Consider the following 16466-nt stretch of genomic DNA (forward strand, 5'->3'; position numbering starts at 1 on the left):
GGGATACTTTTCAGGGCGTCACGGGTAGGCGCTTGCTTTCACTCTGTTCAACCAGGATAACGCCGTCTTCTTTATATGTTTTCAGATGGAAATGAGATACGGTAGATTGAACTCCCTTTATCGTGGCCAGTTTTTCCGATACGAACTGAGCCACTTCCCGCAGGCTATCACCCTCAACCTGCACCAGGAGGTCATATCCTCCCGAGAGAAGCGTCAGGGAGGATACTTCAGGGAATCTGTATATTGTTTCCGCCACGGAATCGAATCCCACCTTGCGTTCCGGAGAAACCTTCACTTCGATGAGCGCCTTGACGACATTCTGGCGGACTCTCTGCCAGTTGATATAGGCTTTATATCCCAGAATGATGTTATCCTTTTCCAGTTTCTTTATTTGCTTTTCCACTTCCTTTTCCGGGATGTTGAGCTGACGGGCAATATCAGCTGCCGTGGTTTTGGCATCGCCATTAAGAATTTCAAGGATCATTTCACCGGTTTTATCGATTTGATAAGGCTTCATGAGTAACTCCATTTAATGAATATGGTTGGTCAGCAGATTTTCTCCGTGAGGACGTCTATGGCCTGTTATAACCCTTGTCAATGGCCGAGGCATCCAGATGTCCCGTTATGATATTCTCCACGGTCAGGTCATATCGCGATTCGTCATATTTCTTCGGAATGCGCAGCGTTTTTATGTACCCGCGGCAGGTGTCACAGTAGTCGATGCGGTGAATGGCTTCATCCGATTCCGTGAAATAGCCCTGAGCCTGTGCATCCTCATTGGCGCACACGGCGCAGGTCAGACGCGTGAACTTCCACTCATTATCGCAGAACCCGCAATGGAGCAGCCTGACATTGTCGCGTCCTTCTACGATTTTCCCCATATCGGCATGGAACCCGCAAAAAGGGCATTGCGGCTGGAGCCATTCCGTCGTATCGACGTCATGAAAAAAGTGTTCTCTCATGGCGGCAAAAAGCGGCTTGAGCCAGTTCAGTGTAATAAAAATGAATTCGTCGGTGCCGATCTTTGCCTCATCGGCGATTTCTTTCAGTTTCGACAGGTCGCCCTTTAAAGCAAGCCGTGCCGTGTCATTGATGAGAAGATGATTCCGGGAAAAAAGCTCCGACAGGGAATCGAGCTTTACCCCTTCATAGGTGTTTTTAATAATAACAAGCAGCTCATCAAGGGAACCGATGAGCTGCTTTAATATTGCTTCCGGAAAGCTGATTTTATCTACATCTATAAAGGGAAATGTCTCTTTTCTGAAAAAAGTCGCGACACTTTCATTCATATCCGCAATGAAGGTTTCTCCGGTTTTTTCCTGGAAGAGAAACAGGGAATGATAGAATTCCGCCACCTCTGCCGTCAGGCTCCCGGCCTGAACGACATCTTTCATTACTTTTTCCAGGTACTGACTGTGTTTTACCTTCATTATCAGTTATCAGCTTTTGTCTTTTTTATCGTCGTCATTTTCACCGGATATGGATTTTTTAAATTCCCTGATTCCGCCACCCAGGTCTTTTGCTATCTTCGGTATCTTATTCGCCCCGAAAAGAACGAGGATGATCAGGAAAATTATAATCAGTTCCGGAACCCCAAGGCCACCTATCATACTAAAACCTCCAATTTTGTGATTAAATGCACTGTATGATGTGAAAAATATACTCTTTGTTACAACCATAATCAAATACATGGGAATATAGACAAGAAAGTTCTAAATAACTACAATCACCCATACTCTTTTGTCAGGGGATTTCACTCTGATTATTTTGTCAAATTAAATTTGCGTAATGAACCGATGCAAAAAGGCGGGAAGAAGGGATGGTGGTGGGGGCCAAAAATTGTCCGTTAAACCGCCGAGGTAAAGCGGATATCCCTGGTCTCAAGATCTTCTATAAATTTAGCGTTTTCATATTCACGGTCTATCTTGCGGATTCTCTTTTTTATGTTAAGAGTTGTGCCCGGGTATACCCGGTCATACACAACGATGGAGGGTTCCTTATCCAGCTTGAGCTTCTCGGCTACCAGTTGACTCTTTTCGGTGAGAGCCTTCAACTCCTTGTTGCCACTGTTCAGCTCCTTCAATAATTCAAGACAGGCTTTCTGCCGTAAAGGCGGAAGTATGGCAATGAACTTTTTCGGGTCCTCAAAAACGCTCTCACCGAAGCTCGTGCGCAGCTTCCGGATCACTTCCTGGACTGATTCCCTCAAGACATTCATTTCCTTACGTACCAGCTCCAGTTCCTTTTCAATATAAAGGTTTCTTCCCACGGAAAGAATCGTGGGAGTTTCATTGGGGGCCCCGGCAACCTTTACTAAAATGTCGTAGAGCGCGGTGATATCACCCCCTATGATCTTGCCGGTCTTTGCCGTCACATTCACCGTCTTGTTGGAAAAGACAATGGAGTTGATTATGGAATCCTCGACGATGACATCGCCGCCGGCCTCAATCGTGGCGTTGAGCAGATACTTGGATTTGAAGGTTCCCCCGCAGATTACCTTCACCAATTCCTTTCCCACGCAGCCGGTGCCGACCGTAACATTTCCGTCAGCCTCTATCAACGCATCTTCCACGCTGTTTTTAATTTCTATGTCTCCCTTTGCCTTTATATGAAAACCGGCAAGCACCGAACCGGTGACCTGGACAGATCCCTTGAAATCGATATTCCCCGTATTATAATCGACGTCTCCGTTGATGATAACGGTTTCCAGAACCGAAACCTTTTTCTGGACCACTTTCAGGACACCGTCGATGCCGGCGAGAAAAATATTTTCATCCTGACCGGACTGTACTATGTTTTCTCCACGACGGAATCCATCCATCTGTTCCATAACGGCGGGAGTGATATTGCCGAAAATATCCATGCCGTCCACGGGCTTCACCGGCGGAATTCTCTGGAGTATTTCCTGTCCCTTGAAAACCTGTACAACAGAGCCCACTTCCTTGAAGTCAATGCTCCCGTCGGATTTTATTTCCCCGGCCTTTTTTTCGAAATCCACCATGGCCTGGAAAGTCTCCTCGATTCCATTCACGGGAGTTTTACCCTGAGCCACCAGTATTCTCGTAACCTTCCTCTCACCTGTATCAATGGCGGCCAACTGCGCCTCGATCTTCTTCTGGCCCACGCCGGCCAGGATCTTTTGCTCCTGCATATATTCCATTATTTCATTTACCGTGGGAATCTTGCCGAAATTCGTAGGATGGATAATGAACACGGCCTTCAGCTTATCCCGGGACACGTTAAGGGCCGAAATCAGTTTGAGGACCCCGGCTGCCAGAACGACAAAACCGTACGTGGAAGCCTTATAAGCCTGCACAGCCTCGTCATAATAAATACCCGCATCTATTTTAAACTGGGCAAAATCAACAACATTATAGTATTTATATCCGGAATCGATCCTGGCCTGTATCTGGTCATCATTATCAATATTGATGACGCGGGCGACAATTTGTGCACGTGAAACAAAATTATGAGGTGACGAAAGAACGGCCTTTTTTTCGCCCGTATCGGAATCAACAGTATTAAACATCCTGGAGGCTTTGGGGTCAAAGTATAATACAAGTTTTTTCATTATTGGAATATATCACCCGTTTTAAATTTTTTAGACAGAACTATCCTCATATAGTTTCTTTTCGTAAAAAAAAGACGATTTATTGATACTTTTATTGTCTGCTATGAAAAAAACCGCCTTTACAAATCTCCCTCATCCTCCCCTTCACGATAGAAAATGGCCATATTGCCGATAATATCCACGAGCTCACACTTCGTTGCCTTGGCAATTTCTGCTGCAATATCCCTTTTATCATCCTTAAAATCGATGAATTTAACCTTTATAAGCTCATGATCCTCCAATGCCTTGTCAACGGCGCTGACAAGGCTCGGTGTCAGGCCCTTCTGACCCACCATGACTACGGGCTTCAAATGGTGCGCCCTGGCCTTGAGTTCTCTTTTCTGCGCTCCCGATAATGATGACATAGTTCCCTCACAATTGCAATATTATTATTTTAAGAATTTAACAATGCATGACAAATTCGTTTTGACAATTACTAAATTCCGAAACAGCCAGAATTATTCAATATGGTTCCCGATGCAAATATATTCTTGACCCGGTGAAATAATTATGCCTGTTTTATCCATATCTGGCGTGTCCTGGAAAAGCCATGAAAATAATTATTTCCTGTATATCCCTTCTTGCCGTGGCGGTACATTTTACCTGCTCCCCTGCCGCCTCCCGGCCTCCCCTGGAGCAGTGGGGATATGTACTCCATTCTGCGCCGCAGGACAAGGCCTGTCTTGATCGGGCGCTCCGGCGCTTTTCCGTACTGGCCGTCACGGGATTCTCCCTGGACCGGAAAGGGGCTCTCATGCGAAGCGGCGGCTCCGTTGTAAAAAAGATACTGAATGATTCCGGCGTATCAGCGGTGACCGTGTATCCCCTGATCACCTTCGCGTCCCCTGCCGACGGTGTGGCATTCCTCGATTCTCCGCCGACACAGGCCGCCGGTATAACCGCCATTAAAAACATGACAAATACACTGCATGTCCCGGGAATACATCTCGATTTTGAATATCTTTCCGGCGCCCATGCCCTGAAATTGAAGGCTTTCATACAACATCTTCGACTGTCCCTGCAGGGCAAAACCGTCACCATGGCTGTCTTTCCTTCCGTTGAATTCCCGGAAAAATGGTCTTCCTTTCACGACCTTTCCCTGCTGGATCCCGTCCTGGATGAAATTGTTCTCATGTGTTATGATTATCACAGGCCCGGAACGAAGCCGGGACCCGTGACCGACCTTGACTGGGTGGAAAAAAATATCATCAGCGCCCTGAAGCATGTCGGACCGGGGAAGGTCTGGCTCGGCGTACCTGCCTACGGCTACAGCTGGCCTCCCGCGGGAAAACCCCGGGTGATCACTGAAAAGGAAGGACTCCGTCTCGGGCGTCAATACGGGTCCAGCCGTGATCCTTCGGGAACCCTGTTCGTACAATATGTCCGGAACGGCGTTACCCGCAGGGCATGGTTCGCCGACATAAAGACCCGGGAAAGACTGGCCGGTCTGGCTGAAAAATATCACCTCCGGGGAACGGCCCTCTGGCGCATCGGCTTCGAAGAGACCCCCTGAAAAAAAAACTAATGTAATTCCCGCGTTAACCGATATAAATAATGAGACATAACGGTCGATCCAACGCAAACGAGAGGTGCTCATGAAACAGGCTAAGAGAAACAACCGCGACTTCAGGGAAATGCTGCAGAAATATCTCGATATCAAGGGACTTGATATCATCGTCGTCCTTGATGACGGAAGTGAAGTCGAGCTCTACAAGAACAGATCCCTCATCGATGACATGCTGGTGTCTCTGGAAAAGGGAAAGGGGGAGATGCGGATACCGCTTTCACAGATTAAATCGGTTGACCTTTTCGCCGCATAACATACTACGGATGTACAGCCTGAACAGAGCACCGTCCCGCGGGCCGATATCCCGCTCCGGAATGGTGCTTTTTTGTTTCCGCACCGGCCGCCATCAGCTTTTTTTAAGCTCGTCGGGTTCCACTATGGTAATATCCTGCCGTTTCAAAAACTCCCGGAAGCCGTAGACCTTTTTACCCATGAACACCATGTCATGGGCCTGCACGGGACAGATATTAACACACCCCACGCAGAAGATGCACGCCTCATTATCTATACTGAACTTCGATATATTGATCGCGCCCACGGGACACTTTTCTTCACAGGCGCCGCACTGGATGCAGAGATTTTTATCGATAACATGTTTGTCCAGGGCGACCTTTTTCGTCCACCATGCGGTCCCCATATGTTTCAGCGGAGTAAAAATCGTACATTCAAAATCAATTTCCCGTTCTTTTCCTTCCTTGACATTTGCCAATACGGTCCCGGCGAATTTCCTTGCCTTTTCATAGGTGTTCACATCGGGAAGATGGCGGTAACGAACAATGCGCTCGATCCTTCCCGTAGACCACGTGGGCGCAAAGGTGGACATGTTGCCGAAGGTCTCACAGCCCATGGGCACTCCTCCCTTTTCGGCAAGAAGTTCCGACAGGGAGCATGCCGTGTTGTGTTGATTATGGCCCGGACCGCCAAATGTTGAATACGAGGCCACGGCCGTTCCCTTTATTTCCGGTATGCCCTCCAGCCATTGTTTGAAGGTCACGGGAACATCGTAATAGTATACGGGTGAACCGGCTACGATGATATCAAATCCGGGAAGAATATTTTTATCCACATCGCGATGATCCGCCGTCGTAACCTGGAGTCCCTCTCTGGAAAGCCTGTGCCCGATGATCCTGCCGATACGCTCCGTATGTCCGGTCTGGCTGAACCATACAACCAGGGCTTTTGCAGGTTTTGTCGTCTTCACCGGTATCTTCCCGGCAAAAATCCTCCTCATGCCTCCCATGAAATAAAAAGAAACAAGGGCCAGGACGCTTTTTAATAAAAATGAGCGGCGATTTTCCATATTATACCTCCCCTGTGATAAAATCAGCCTTATATCCATTTGCGGTGTAAATCACGACTTTGCAAGTATTATTATTTACAATTTGCAAATATTTTTTTCTCTCCCCCTGAATCCCCCGGAGGGGGACTTCTATGATGGATAAAAAACCAACAAACCCCTTTCAGGGTTGGCGAAGCTCGGTTTATGTATTGCGCAGGTATTTTCGCCGGGGTCCCTCCTTTCCTCCTGTTCAAATTAAATTCTTGAAATGTTCCCCGGACAATGGTACAATTTATATGTGGGGTTCACCGGCTTCGCTTGCGCGTGATGTGCGGGACGCCGGTAATGCACAAATCATGATGATATCGGGAATCCATAAAAATTATTTCCTGCCGGCACTGATAATGAGCCTGTTTGCGATAGAAAATAACGCCTCGTGCGCTCAAAAAGGAGAAATCTCTATGGAAAAACTGCGGGGAAAAATGGTCACGGAACAGATCGAATCGCGCGGTGTAACCGATCAGAGAGTACTCAGCGCCATGAGAAAAGTTGAGCGCCATGTATTCGTCCCCGACCAGTACCGGTCCGAGGCATATGCCGACCATCCACTGCCCATCGGTCATGGACAGACTATATCACAGCCGTATATTGTTGCGCTCATGACCGAATTATGTGAACTGCAGGGTGACGAAAAGGTACTGGAAATCGGTACAGGCTCAGGCTACCAGGCCGCTGTCCTCGCCCTCACTGCCAAAGAAGTATACAGCATAGAAATAGTTGAATTCCTGGGGAAAAAAGCCCGGGAAAAATTATCGGGAGCGGGATATGATAATGTCTTCGTAAAAATCGGCGACGGCTATCTCGGGTGGCCGGAAAAGGCCCCCTTCGACGTCATCATCCTCACTGCCTCGCCTCCACAGATTCCACAATTACTTATTGATCAGTTGAAAGAGGGGGGCATTCTCATTGCTCCCGAAGGGGAATACATCCAGCAGTTGGTCAGGCTGGAAAAAAGAAACGGTATAATACATCGCCGAAACATAACCTATGTCCGCTTTGTACCCATGATACGCGGCCGATAGGCTTTCTGTTCCCGCTGATGTCCAAATTCAGTTTACCATTTTTTAGAAAACGCTTTGTTCGCATAAAATTATTGTCATTAAGGAATAAATCGGACTACCGATAATAAATTATAGAGACCGCACGTATACTGCGATTGTTTACCAGACAAAGAGGGGGTATTTAATGAAAGGTCGCATCCTGATCATCGAAGATGATGATACCCTGCGGGAACTGATAAAAGACCTCTTCGAACACAACGATTTTCAGGTAGACACAGCTGTAAACGGTAAGGACGGGGCATCGCACTTTGTCCATAAAAAATATGATCTTATTATAACTGATATTATTATGCCTGAGAAGGAAGGACTGGAAACCATAATGGAAATCCGGTCCAGCGATCCCGATGTTAAAATAATTGCCATATCCGGCGGTGGAAGCATGATACCGAAGGATTATCTCAACATAGCCCGGATACTGGGGGCTGTCAGGACGCTGGAAAAACCCTTTCTCATGGAAACCCTTCTCGATACAGTATATGAGTTAATTCCGGTAAAAAAAGCCATCTGAATTCGCCGTAATTGTCAGTACTCATAAAAATTATTGACAAATAGACTTTTACCGGCACACTGTTAAGATTTCCCTTAAAAAGGTAGCTCATCTTGTTGCACGTGGAATAAAAAATGGATACTCCTTCAAAAAATACATCGGAAAAATTTAACTTCCTCAATTCGCATATAGAAAAAGAGGCACATATCTATGAGGTCCTGAATGAAATACATCGCCTTCAGGAACAATATCTGAAAAACGGACAGGGGCAGCTGGCTACTATTGACGATCTGACCAAATCACGCAATATCAAGATTCCCCTGACTCCGTCGCGCAATAAGAATATCCAGTTCCTGGTAGATCAGCTGCTGAAAAACTATCCCGACAATGTTAGATCAATCAGCTCCCTTCAATTTAATGTCGATCCAAGCACGAAAAAGCTGTCCATAAACGAGATGTCGGAATATGCGGTAAATTTAAAAAACGAAGATCTCAACCGCATTGAAAAAGAAAGGGATGACCGTTCCCTCGAGGGCCTCCTGGATCTCCTCACGAAATTCCGTCTCTTCAATCTGACCAAGCTTATAAAAAACGCCCAGAACAAGGCCCATATTTCACGCATAGTGAAGATGGAACTGGGCACGAGCATTTTCACTTTCAAGCATTTTTCCCTGGACAAAAACCAGTTCGAGCATACCGAAGATTACTGCTTTCACCAGCATAACTACGAACAGGTCAGGAGCAAGCTGAATATGGATGAACTGAAGAACATCATTTCCGTTCATTCCACCCTTATAAATAGACGATTAAAAAAATTTGGCATACTGAACACGGATTTCGCTGATTACCGTGACAACAAACTGGACTACCTGCTGAATATAATCATCGAGGACCTCAACACGTCCGTAGACAAGAAGGATCTCATGGAAGTCAAGAATTTCGCTTCACTGCGATCCTGTCTGCTGAAAGTCGATAAAATCATCGACCCCCTTATCGCCATCAACGACGATATGGTTAAATTCGTCCGTGAAAACAGCATCTGCAGGGATACGGATCTTCTCGGCATCTTCAACATGCTCACGCCGGAAATGCTGCAACGCTGGGCGAAAAAGGATATGGAAAAAAAGAAAATAATTACATATACTGATCCCCATAAAAATTTATATTTTTTAGACGGTGCATCCTTCCAGACAAAAATGACCGGCCTGCATCAGGTTATAATCAAGGACAATGACCGGTTTAACCAGCTCACACATATCGAAAAAAACGAATATATATCGCTCATGGATTTGTTATGCGATGTTGGCAGCGAAATGCTTCTCTCTGGACAGCTTGCCCGGACAATGCTCGGAAACGAAAACGGGACACAGCGGATAAGGCAGATGATCCGGGAATATGAGGATTTCAAGAACAGGGAAAAAGAGGAAGCCGCCGCCGAACAGGAGATAGAGGAAGAACATGAATCGGTTATCAAAAAAATTGTAAGTTTCTTTACATCACTCTTCAGTCGCAGGGAGAGTCACGAGGAGGCGATGAGCGTTCCGGGAACCAGGGCTTCCGGTAAACGTAAAAAATCAGCCATGTCACGGGCCACGAAGGATCTCTATGGACAGATTAAAACCAGGAATGCCCCCATCATAGCCCTGTCCGATTACCTGGAACTGGCGCCTGATAATGAGACCAAGGTGGACACCATCATAAACGAGATCCGTCAGAATAATTTAAAAATAGTGATCCCCATATATAATGCCAGGACAGTCCTCTACCCGGTGAAAAGCCAGGATTACCTGATATCGGATATCGATTATCTCATGGTGGATCCTGATATTATCCAGACACCGGAATTGATACGGGAGTTCACCGACTCCCTGGCAGGTTATAAGATAAAGGATGAGGCTATCCCCGGCAGGGCCATTCTGAATATCGAAAACTACCTGCTTACCCTCTACCGGCAGAAAAGAGCTCAGAAACTGAGGAAAAAAAGGCAGTAAGCACAATTCCTTTCGGGAGAAGGAATAGGCCGGTTACTGGTCTGATACGCTGCAGGAATCACAGGATCCACTGCATGCAGGAGCGCTTTCAGATTTTGATGAAGAAGCAGAAGAACTTCCATTTTTTTTGTAATCATTGACATAGAAACCTGGACCCTTGAATATAATTCCCGCTGTACCAAAAAGTTTCCTCACCTCACCGCCGCATTTCTCGCACGTTTTAATGGGATCATCGCTCATGGATTGGAAAACATCAAAGGTGTGATCGCACACGGTACATTTATACTCATAAGTTGGCATAGAAAAGACCTCATTGTGTTAATATTTGCATATGTATTATTTTACATATTAATAAAACAAAGTTCCAAGTGTATCCAGTTCACTTCACTACCGGTATTCGTCAATAATAATTTTATTTTGTTACACGCCTTCTCTGAGAGAGAATAAAATTCCGGAATGCATCACAAGCAACAATATCCCAAAAATTTGCCGTTCATTCACTCCTCTTCAATTTTATTTTCATAAAAATATTGACTCTCCCACCATTTTGTCACGCATGATATTCTTAACAGACTGCACATAATCCACTAATAATGAAATGAACTGAATATGGCGAAAAAGCAGATAACTATACCGGTATTTGTCCCGCACATGGGATGCCCCCACCGCTGCGCTTTCTGCAACCAGTGGAAAACCAGCGGTGCGGAACGGATACCCCATGGCCGGCTAATTCAGGAACAGGTGGAACGATATGCTTCCTCAATAAAAAGAAGTGTCACCAGGATTGAACTGGCTTTCTTCGGTGGAAGCTTCACGGGAATCAATGAAGAAAAACAGACGGAGCTTCTCGAGGCAGTCCTGCCCTTCAGGAAAAGCGGTTTTGTCCATGCGATCCGTATCTCCACGCGACCCGACTACATAGATGAAAATAAACTTTCCCTGCTGGCGCGGTTCGGTGTGACCACTATTGAATTGGGCGCCCAGTCCTTTTCCGACGATGTTCTCACTGCGTCTTTCCGGGGACACAGCGCCGAAGATACGGTCAGGGCAGCCCGTCTCATCAGGGAAAAGGGATTTGACCTGGTAATTCAGCTCATGCCGGGACTGCCCCTGGACACACGGGAACTGTCGGTATTCTCGGCCCTGAAAGCCGTTGAACTCAATCCATCATCAGTGCGGATATATCCCACCGTAGTCATGGCCGGGACCGAACTGGCACGTCTCTTTTCCTCGGGAAATTATTCTCCCCTGTCGCTGGAAGAAGCCATCGGAACCTGTAAAGAGATGTACCTGATTTTTAAAAATAGCGGTATCCCCGTCATACGCATGGGTCTCCATCCCCTTGGTCCCGAGGAACAGACTGACATTCTTGCCGGGCCCTATCATCCTGCCTTCGGCTTCCTTGTAAAATCCAGGGTAAAGCGCGATGAACTTGCCAATCTCATCGGGGAACATTTGCGGCACACAACACCGACGGGAATTCACCTGTCCCTTCCGGCCAGGGACAGCGAAGAATATATCGGCCATCGTAAAAGCAATATCCTGTACCTGAAGGAGCATTTCGGCCTGGAAAGACTGGAGTATCGTATCGAAAAGACAGCTGCCCCTGCTATTCATGCATTGGAAGGTTAGTAAATATAAAAAGCTATAGAGGATATCCCGGCGAATAGAATTCAGACATATATAAACTAACGGCCGCCACCCCTGAGAGGGGTTTAATATTTTTCATCGTTAGAAGTCCCCCTCCGGGGGATTTAGGGGGCTCTGATTATGGTTTACTACAGACCGACGGTCCGTCCGATGGGGAGTGTTCTCACTTTGAATCCATAGTCATTTCCATCCATGTGTTTCCAGAACTTTTTCGTGGCGCCGTTCTGTATGAACGTGATTTTCCCCTCCTCCAGGGGTTTAAAAAAATTATCGAAATGAATGGGGATAAGCATTTTCACTCCCAGTGATACGGGCACTTCTTCCATATATGCGGACAGGTCCTTGGCACCGGTTATGCCGAGAAATATCACATCGGCCCTGATCCCGTCATACATGCCGGGAAGAAAGCCGGCACTGCCGTGATGAACCAAGGTTCCGGAAGGATGCCCGATGACCAGGGAATAGGTCTTCCCCAGCCGGTAATTTCCGGCCGGTGAAGGTATAGTAATTGGACCGTCAATGACGCCCGGGAAGGGAATCCGACCAAGAAAGGCCGGGCCGTGCCGGCTCTCCAGGACCGTGATGGTAAAATTTCCCAGTATAATTTTCTCCCCGCCGGGGCACAGCAGCTGCCCCCCGGGCAGACCGTGACTTCTTCCAACCCAGGCCGTGCTTTCTGACCCGATGAGCCTGGCCCCGGTTTTTCCTGCAAAAGCCGGCGCATCGAGAACATGATCAAAATGTGAATGGCTGACAAAGACTGCTTTCGCATCACGTCCCTGTGTTTTTTCAATCCATGCATCTACCTGTTCCGGGCGTGACAGCAGGGGCGTTCCTGCAAAAATATTGAAAAGGCCTGAGCGTGAGACATAGGGATCAATGTAGAAACCGCAGGTTTCATCGGCAATATACAGGCCTGCCGTGCCCAGCCAGTTGACGGAAATATGCCCTTTTTCAGGGCGGTTGGTTATCAATAGATTTTCATATTGGGCCCGATCATTCATATGGTGCCGGTATCTCCTCTTTTATTTCTCTCAATAATACCTATTGCTTTTATCTGACAGCGTCAATACTATTTTAAAAAGAGTTGATCTGGCCGATATAATCGTTTATGCTAAATCAGCCTTTCATACCGCCCCGGGGGATAATCGTCATGACTAAAAAAGCCATTACAAAACGAATACTTTTATACGAACTATTTGGTTTTACTCTCATTGTAGTCTTCCTCTGGCTCAGTGAAACAGCCGATCTTCCTCATACCTTTTTCGGCGCTCCGGCCACACCGGTGAATATTGTCGAATCGGCTTACGAATCGGGTATGGTTTTAGCCATGGCGATATTTGTCTTATCTTTCACATGGCGGCAGCTCAGTCACGTGAAATACCTGGAAGGTTTTCTTCCCGTCTGTTCCTTCTGTAAAAAAATACGGGTTCAGGACTCATGGATCCCCATTGATGAGTTTATTCAGAATAACACCGCAGCAGAGATTTCACACAGTCTCTGCGATGATTGCATGAAAGCACAATATAATATCACCCAAAAATCAAAGGATAAGTAATTCCTGTACATTGCCATTGGTTTACTGTGCCGCAGAGACTATTTCTCCAGAGGATACTTTTTAAACACATAATAGGCAGCCAGAAGAAAAACGGCGCAGATGAGAAGCACGACCTGGACCCCTCCGGGGTTCTCTATAGTGCCACCGAAAAACATGAGGGACAGGGGTCCGATTATCGAGGCAATCCCCGCAGCGACTTTTATCACCAGGCCCTGCATCCCATCATACATGGCCTCCCGCCGGAATCCCGTCATTTCTTCATCGATATCGATGATGTCAGCGAATATGGGCCTGATGAGTACAAAAAATGCAGCCAGGGGAAACACCAGGAATACAAGAAAAATACATACGTGGATCAGGCTGATGATCTCCATACTCATGGGCCGATATCCCATCAGAATTCCAATCCTGTTCACGGCCAGCCCGGCAAAGGGAAAAACCTTCATGAGAGCTATAAAGGGCAGCGTACAGGCGAACATGACCAGCCCGGATCCAAATACCCTTTTCTTTCCCACTTTTGCCGCCACCCTGTAGATGATAAATATGACGGGCAGTGTCAGGACGACCAGCCCTCCCTGAATGTACCCGGCCATGTGCGGTCCCTCTTTCATCACCAGCGTCACCATGAAGGGAATCATGGCGATAAGCGTATCGATAGCGGCGCTGAAAAAGGTCACGGTGACCATGAAGTAAATGAAGGCCCTGTTTTTCATGCATTGTTTCATGGATTCAATGAATCCATAGGGTACTTCCTTTGCCCTGGACGGGGGTTTCTCCTGCACAAAGGCTATGGAAATCCAGAAAAATACAAGTGAGAGGAATCCGAAAATGATAATGGCCAGTTTATATCCGTCCCGCACCGGCCCCGTTCCCCCACCGATACCGTGTGGAAATTCCTGTATGAAAAATCCCACGGCAATAGTGGCAAGCAGGGTGCCCGCCACCTCGAAAACACCCATGTAGGTGGATATCTCGATCCGCTCCTCATCATGCACCGTAATCTCGGGAAGGAGGGCAATATAGGGAGCCACGGCCACGGTATAAAAAAACCATAAACCGGAAAGCCCCATGGTAAGCCAGATAACATTCACTGCCGATCCGGGAACGCCGGGGGGATAAAAAAGCATTACGGCAAAGACAGTCATAAAGGGAGCCCCAATGATAATCCATGGCATACGCCTCCCCCATCGCGTATTTATTTTATCGGAGAGATATCCTACAAAAGGCGCAGCAAGGGCGTCAAATACACGACAGATGAGATTAATGACGGCAAAGGCTGTATAGCTGACGATCATTATTTTATTTCCGTCCGCATCATAACGCCCGGTATAAAAATAAAGAAGCCATCCGATGGTTATCATGGGCATGAGCGAAGCGCCTATCTGCCCCGATGAGTAGGTTACCTTCCGCCATACAGGTAGTTCTTTTCCAGCCATGATGGAATAAGTAAATAATACGGATTGACATGTCAATCACTGCATTACATATGGTGTTAAAAAAACAGCAATCCCGTGAATTCCTCACGGCGGAGAAGACAGGATACCATGCGCCAGGACACCATTACCAGAATTATATGCGATGAGCTCAACCTCCGGGCCTGTGCGGTCACATCACTGGATACGGTCAGAAATATCATATCTACACACGGAACCTCACCAAACGCCACGGTGGCGCTGGGAAGAACAATCAACGCCACAGCCCTTATGAGCGCCACATTGAAACCGGGGTCCAACCAGAGCATAGCCCTGAAATTTGCCGGGGACGGCCCCGTCAAGGAGATACATGTCCAGGCCGATGCCCGTGGAAACCTGCGGGGATATGTGGCAAACCCCCACGTTGATCAGACCGAAGATATCGGTAAAATCAGCTTTTCCAGAACTATCGGCGCGGGATTTCTCTATGTCATAAAGGATCTGGGCATGAAGGAGCCTTACAGCAGCATTATGCCCCTCATGTACGGAGATGTGGCAGGAGACCTCTCGTACTACCTTGCCTCTTCGGAACAGATACCATCGGCGGTGATACTGGCCCTGGACCTGGACCGGGAGGGAACCATCATCGCTTCAGGGGGAATCCTGATACAGACGTTCCCGGAAACCCCCGAGGAATCGATAGGCCTGGTTGAATCCAATATACGTTCCATGAAAATATCCCTGGGTGAACTTTTACTTAAGGGCATGGATATCACCGCCATCGTCGCGGAGCTCTTTGGCAACCGGGCCATGACCGTGCTGGAAAGCAATCCCCTCAGATCGCAATGCCGCTGTGAAAGGGGTGTTCTCCTGAAAACCCTGGAGGGATTGGATAGGGAGGAACTGCTCGACATGCTTCAACAGGACCGGGGAGTCGAAATGACCTGCACTTTCTGCAAAAAAACCTATTATTTCAGCGAAGATGACCTGGCGGCCATCATATCTCAAAAATCCGGCTAGATATTCACCCTGCAAATACTCTCGGTTTTCCCATCGGTGTTGATCGTGAACATTATACCGTTCAGCCTGGGATTTCCCGTGGCCACCTCGAAGCGCACCCTGGTCCGATAGAGAAATCGCCGGATGGACTGCTCCTTGTTCATGCCGATGACCGAGTCAAAAGCCCCGGTCATACCAATGTCGGTGATATACCCGGTGCCGCCGGGAAATATTTCCTCATCAGCCGTCTGAACATGGGTATGCGTTCCATAAACAGCTGAAGCGCGGCCATCGGTATACCATCCGAATGCCCTCTTCTCCGATGTAGTCTCGGCATGAAGATCAACGATGATGATATCGGAACCGTCCTTTACGGAGTTATATAATTCATCAAAAGCCCGGAATGGACAGTCCACAGGGTCCATCTGGGACCTTCCCATGAAATTCATAACCGTTATTCGGACACCTTTTTTGTCGATATGGCAGAAACCCTTCCCTACTACTCCCGGCGGAAAATTAGCCGGCCGCAGAAGTCGGTCTTCGTTGTCTATGATACTCAGTACATCATTGTTGTCCCAGATATGATTTCCCGTGGTTACGACATCGACGCCCATATTAATAAAATCCCTGAAGATCTCCGGTGTTATGGAGCGGCCTCCCGCTGCGTTTTCGCCGTTCACTATCACCAGGTCGATCCGGTACTGATCCACGAGCCCCTGGAGCCGGTTCGCCAGCATATCCCTGCCCGGGCGGCCTATCACGTCACCGACGGCCAGTATATTCATTGTTTTA

Annotated in this window: 18 protein-coding genes; 8 read left to right on the forward strand and 10 right to left on the reverse strand. The window is 47.5% G+C overall.

Annotated elements, in window-relative coordinates:
• Positions 1–10 precede the first annotated feature (10 nt).
• From CVV44_14480 to CVV44_14500, 5 genes are all read right to left on the reverse strand, one after another.
• Positions 11–517, reverse strand: a complete 507-nt coding sequence (locus CVV44_14480; GenBank protein ID PKL37552.1) for an AsnC family transcriptional regulator — start codon at positions 515–517, stop codon at positions 11–13.
• 55 nt (positions 518–572) lie between these two features.
• Positions 573–1430, reverse strand: coding sequence for a hypothetical protein (locus CVV44_14485; protein PKL37553.1), 858 nt, complete (start codon positions 1428–1430; stop codon positions 573–575).
• 9 nt (positions 1431–1439) lie between these two features.
• Positions 1440–1610 (reverse strand): twin-arginine translocase TatA/TatE family subunit, encoded by a 171-nt coding sequence (locus CVV44_14490; GenBank protein PKL37554.1) that lies wholly within the window; start codon positions 1608–1610, stop codon positions 1440–1442.
• 236 nt (positions 1611–1846) lie between these two features.
• A complete protein-coding gene (locus tag CVV44_14495) occupies positions 1847–3571 on the reverse strand; it encodes a hypothetical protein (GenBank protein ID PKL37555.1) in 1725 nt (574 codons plus the stop codon).
• 119 nt (positions 3572–3690) lie between these two features.
• Complete coding sequence (locus CVV44_14500; protein PKL37556.1) at positions 3691–3975, reverse strand: ribosome assembly RNA-binding protein YhbY; 285 nt, start codon at positions 3973–3975, stop codon at positions 3691–3693.
• A 185-nt stretch (positions 3976–4160) separates the two neighbouring features.
• On the opposite strand from CVV44_14500, the gene CVV44_14505 reads away from it, so the two are divergent.
• On the forward strand, positions 4161–5123 hold the full coding sequence (locus tag CVV44_14505) for a hypothetical protein (protein ID PKL37557.1): 963 nt from the start codon (positions 4161–4163) through the stop codon (positions 5121–5123).
• An 82-nt stretch (positions 5124–5205) separates the two neighbouring features.
• Positions 5206–5430, forward strand: a complete 225-nt coding sequence (locus CVV44_14510) for a hypothetical protein (protein PKL37558.1) — start codon at positions 5206–5208, stop codon at positions 5428–5430.
• 93 nt (positions 5431–5523) lie between these two features.
• On the opposite strand, the gene CVV44_14515 is transcribed toward CVV44_14510, so the two are convergent.
• On the reverse strand, positions 5524–6516 hold the full coding sequence (locus tag CVV44_14515; GenBank protein PKL37559.1) for a hypothetical protein: 993 nt from the start codon (positions 6514–6516) through the stop codon (positions 5524–5526).
• A gap of 344 nt (positions 6517–6860) precedes the next feature.
• On the opposite strand from CVV44_14515, the gene CVV44_14520 reads away from it, so the two are divergent.
• The 3 genes from CVV44_14520 (at position 6861) to CVV44_14530 (ending at position 10055) form a co-directional block, all read left to right on the forward strand.
• Complete coding sequence (locus tag CVV44_14520) at positions 6861–7538, forward strand: protein-L-isoaspartate O-methyltransferase (GenBank protein ID PKL37859.1); 678 nt, start codon at positions 6861–6863, stop codon at positions 7536–7538.
• A gap of 163 nt (positions 7539–7701) precedes the next feature.
• Entirely contained in the window at positions 7702–8085 is a 384-nt protein-coding gene (locus tag CVV44_14525) for a response regulator (protein PKL37560.1), read from the forward strand.
• A 113-nt stretch (positions 8086–8198) separates the two neighbouring features.
• Positions 8199–10055 (forward strand): hypothetical protein, encoded by a 1857-nt coding sequence (locus CVV44_14530; GenBank protein ID PKL37561.1) that lies wholly within the window; start codon positions 8199–8201, stop codon positions 10053–10055.
• 33 nt (positions 10056–10088) lie between these two features.
• On the opposite strand, the gene CVV44_14535 is transcribed toward CVV44_14530, so the two are convergent.
• Entirely contained in the window at positions 10089–10355 is a 267-nt protein-coding gene (locus CVV44_14535; GenBank protein PKL37562.1) for an FmdB family transcriptional regulator, read from the reverse strand.
• A gap of 309 nt (positions 10356–10664) precedes the next feature.
• On the opposite strand from CVV44_14535, the gene CVV44_14540 reads away from it, so the two are divergent.
• Positions 10665–11687, forward strand: coding sequence for a radical SAM protein (locus CVV44_14540; protein PKL37563.1), 1023 nt, complete (start codon positions 10665–10667; stop codon positions 11685–11687).
• A gap of 146 nt (positions 11688–11833) precedes the next feature.
• Here CVV44_14540 and CVV44_14545 read toward each other — a convergent pair whose 3' ends face one another.
• A complete protein-coding gene (locus tag CVV44_14545) occupies positions 11834–12709 on the reverse strand; it encodes a hypothetical protein (protein ID PKL37564.1) in 876 nt (291 codons plus the stop codon).
• A gap of 149 nt (positions 12710–12858) precedes the next feature.
• On the opposite strand from CVV44_14545, the gene CVV44_14550 reads away from it, so the two are divergent.
• Positions 12859–13263, forward strand: coding sequence for a hypothetical protein (locus CVV44_14550; GenBank protein PKL37565.1), 405 nt, complete (start codon positions 12859–12861; stop codon positions 13261–13263).
• A 38-nt stretch (positions 13264–13301) separates the two neighbouring features.
• On the opposite strand, the gene CVV44_14555 is transcribed toward CVV44_14550, so the two are convergent.
• Positions 13302–14699, reverse strand: coding sequence for a hypothetical protein (locus CVV44_14555; GenBank protein ID PKL37566.1), 1398 nt, complete (start codon positions 14697–14699; stop codon positions 13302–13304).
• 108 nt (positions 14700–14807) lie between these two features.
• Here CVV44_14555 and CVV44_14560 point away from each other — a divergent pair, with 108 nt between their 5' ends.
• On the forward strand, positions 14808–15695 hold the full coding sequence (locus CVV44_14560; GenBank protein ID PKL37567.1) for an Hsp33 family molecular chaperone HslO: 888 nt from the start codon (positions 14808–14810) through the stop codon (positions 15693–15695).
• Here the strand turns inward: CVV44_14560 and CVV44_14565 are convergent.
• Positions 15692–16459, reverse strand: a complete 768-nt coding sequence (locus tag CVV44_14565; GenBank protein ID PKL37860.1) for a TIGR00282 family metallophosphoesterase — start codon at positions 16457–16459, stop codon at positions 15692–15694. The two genes, CVV44_14560 and CVV44_14565, sit on opposite strands and share 4 nt — an antisense overlap.
• Positions 16460–16466 lie beyond the last annotated feature (7 nt).

Source organism: Spirochaetae bacterium HGW-Spirochaetae-1 (genome assembly GCA_002839375.1).
Lineage (GTDB): Bacteria > Spirochaetota > UBA4802 > UBA4802 > UBA5550 > PGXY01.